Source organism: uncultured Chitinophaga sp. (genome assembly GCF_937874145.1).
GTDB lineage: Bacteria > Bacteroidota > Bacteroidia > Chitinophagales > Chitinophagaceae > Chitinophaga.
The window spans coordinates 1-2,577 of record NZ_CALNBI010000067.1; the positions used below are offsets into that span (position 1 = coordinate 1).

General features: G+C 53.9%; 2 protein-coding genes. Both read right to left on the bottom strand.

All coding sequences use genetic code 11. The annotated features are described in order from the left end of the window. Positions 1-338, bottom strand: a 338-nt coding sequence (locus Q0510_RS03085; RefSeq protein ID WP_298708138.1) for a carboxypeptidase-like regulatory domain-containing protein, incomplete at its 3' end; no start/stop codon positions are given. 310 nt (positions 339-648) lie between these two features. Further along, positions 649-2,577 (bottom strand): ATP-binding protein (locus tag Q0510_RS03090; RefSeq protein ID WP_298708140.1); only part of this gene is annotated, 1,929 nt, incomplete at its 5' end.

Genomic DNA, 2,577 nt, shown 5'->3' on the forward strand with positions numbered 1-2,577 from the left:
TTCCTGTTCACCCCGAGCGCCGTTACCACTACTTCCGTCAGCTGCGCTTCACCTTTCATGAGGCGGATAACATAGCCTTCTGCCACTGCCGAAGCGGCTGCTTCAGCACGGAGGAAACCGACCATGGTAAAAACGAGGGTAGCGCTTTCGGGCGCTTTGAGGGCAAATTCTCCTTTGGCATCGGTGAAAGTACCGGAGGTGGTACCCTTGATCTGAACAGAGACCCGCTCCAGCGGCAGTCCCGTTTCATCAAGCACCACGCCTTTCCGCACCGCATCCTGCCCAAATAGGGCCGGCATGATACCGGTGAGGATTAACATGATTAGCAATCGTTTCATAAGCGTCTTTTAGGTTGATAAAATGAAGGTTTAGACACAGCAAGAAACGATTGCCGTTCCGATCCGGGAACAGGCGGGGTAATGAGAAGGAGATTTTTAATTCCAATATGTCAAAATGGGACGCTGAGTAATGACAGCACAAAACATAGGCCCATAAAGGGTTTTGAGTGAAATGTACAGGCACGTGCTTATCATGCCGAAGCGCCGCTATGGCGGGTTGCAACGGCTTTCCGGCCACCGGTTCCATCAGTAGTACTACGTAACCGCCGCACAAAGACGACGGAACGCGGAGGGAAGTTTACAAAATTGTTCAGGCGGAACGCGGAGCATCCAGTGGGATACCGCAAAGTTTGGCAGGCATGGTCTGCGGCGCGAAACGGAGCAGCTTCTCCAAAACGGCATGCAACACCTTCCCGTCTACGGGCTTGCGGAGATAACCGTCCATACCCAGCTGGATATACGCTGCCTCCTGCTCCTTGAAAGCATCGGAGGATACGGCGATCACGGGAATATGGCGCAGTTGCTCGTCGGCCCGGAGGGCCAGGAAGGTTTCCCTGCCGCTGAGCACGGGCATATGAAGGTCCATGAGAATGATATCGGGCATGGTCTTGCGAGCCAGCTCGATCCCCTCGGCGCCATCGCCGGCGAAGGCGACGCGGGTAATGCCGATGCGGGCCAGGAAGTGTTTCATGATGAGGTGGTCGAACTCGTTATCGTCCATTACGACCACTGAAGTGTCTGCAGGGAGTAACGTTAGCGGTGCGGCAGGTTTGGGAAGGTCGTTGACTTCCTCGCTGACGAGCAGCGGCAGGGTGATCACGAAGTTGGTCCCTTCTCCGGGTACACTGCTCACCTGGATATTGCCGCCCATGGTTTCGGCTTTGCGCTTGGCGATGGCGAGGCCCAGCCCGCTGCCGCCGAATTCGCGGTACAGTTCGCTGTCGCCCTGTTCGAAGGGTTCGAAGATAGCGTCCAGCTGGCCGGCGGGGATGCCTTTGCCTTCGTCGCAGATCTGGAGGAAGAGGCGGTTCTGCTGGTGGAAGCAGCGTACGCGTATATTCTTGCCCGAAGGCGTGAATTTGATGGAGTTGGACAGGATATTGTTGATGATCTGGCCCAGCATCACCTTATCGCAAAGGATCAGTTCCGGGAACCGGCTGTCTACTTCGAGATGGAGGGTTACGGATTGTTTGCTGGCAACACTTTGGTAGATGCTGACAGTGTGCCTGAGCCAGTCTTTGAGTGAAAAGGGCTCCGGTTTTACTTCATCGGTTTTTCCGGCTTCTATCTTTGACAATTCCAACACATGGTTTACAAGTTCCAGGATATTATGGCCAGCCGCCTGCATGTTCCGCGCCATTTGCCTGGCTTGCTGCGGAGCATCCGGCTCGCCGGAAGAAAGGGTATCACAGAGGAGCTCCGTCATGCCTACAATCAGGTTCAGCGGTGTTCTGATCTCGTGGCTCAGTTCGCTGATGAATTGCGTTTTGGCCGTATTGGCCTTCACGAGGGCTAAGGTACGTTCGCGGACGAGCAGTTCCAGTTCCTTGCTGTATTTTTCCAGTTCTTTGCGTTGCCGCTCCACTTCCCGGCGGCTTTTGGCGAGCGACATATTCCTGTTCCGCAATATCCGCAACAGGTCCATGATATTGTCCTGATATAGATGGATGGCCAGGTAATTCAGGTATAGCACAACCGGCATCACCATCCAACGGTAGATATTCTGTGTCGTTTCGCTTAATGGAAGCGGAGTTACAAGATGAAAATAGTAAATAAACTCGAGAATAACCAAACAAAGGATGGGCATGGCCGCGCAGATGATGCGGGGCCCCTTTTCCTGGGGCTTCCAGATCAGGAGCGCCACGCTCATAAGGAACACCGCCAGCAACTGCACCTCCGTTACCCGCCCCAATATGCTGCCGTAATAAAGGATCAGCGCGATGTATATAGCGTGAATAGCCACCCGGGCCTCCATATGCCGCCGCTTCCCGTTCAGCCACACCACCCCGAAAAATGCAGGGGCAAACACCAGCAAAGCGGGCAAAAGAATGAGCAGCGAATGCAATAACAGGTAAAACGCAATGCCATACACGATCACCAGCATCCCGGTAATCGCACTGACGATATTCACCACCTTTATCCTGCGGCCTTCTTCTTTACCTGACGACTGCACCACACCTTTCCGATAAATACCTTGTATCTCGTATCGGAGGCGGTATAAAACTTGCATCATCACGAA